Below are 638 nucleotides of genomic sequence, written 5' to 3'. Positions count from 1 at the left end.
AATCAATTTTTGCTCAACAAACAAGTTGCTAGCTTCAGCGAGTGCTTGGTATTCAAACACCTTAGATTCATTAAAAGCAATCGGGTTTGTGCCTTTTCTGGATGCGCCAGCGGGCACCACGTCGTCATGAATAAACAAAGCTGACCGCTTGAGGCGTAAATCGTTGTTAAATCCAATTGTCGCGCCAAAATAGTCTCTATCAATGATGGTGATGGCTTTATATGTCTGCTGCCCTTGTGTCACCACTAGCAGCAATGGCTCATCTAGGCCGTTTATCTGGCCGAAGGTTAAGGCATGATTGGGCCTGAAGGTTAAGTATTCAGAAAGCGGTTTGGATAAGTGTCCAAGCTTCGATGAGCAAATGATCTCACCGCCTTTGACAATGAGCATTTCATCGATGTCTCGCTCAAACATCAAGTTTTGCTGCAACTGCTCACACCGTTCTGGATGAATAAGCGCAGTTCGGTTTTCAGTCTCAATTTGAAAGAGAATTTCATCCGCGATTTGTATGTTCTTTTCGAGCAAGTGATCGAGGTTACTTTGCACACTCTCGTGTGCCAAATACAAAACCTCCGCAAATACCAAAGGAAGTGGCAGAAAAAAGATAGCAGCTTTCTTAAGAAGCATTTTATTCAGCA

General features: G+C 43.4%; 1 pseudogene. It reads right to left on the bottom strand.

What is annotated here, in order from left to right:
* Window positions 1-636 (bottom strand): annotated as a pseudogene (locus R8N47_RS25990) (EAL domain-containing protein); the annotation flags it as partial.
* Window positions 637-638: the final 2 nt, after the last annotated feature.

The sequence above is a fragment of the Vibrio sp. 2132-1 genome (genome assembly GCF_033344315.1).
The sequence above is the reverse complement of the archived record's forward strand: the minus strand, read 5'-3'. Positions and strand labels throughout refer to the sequence as shown.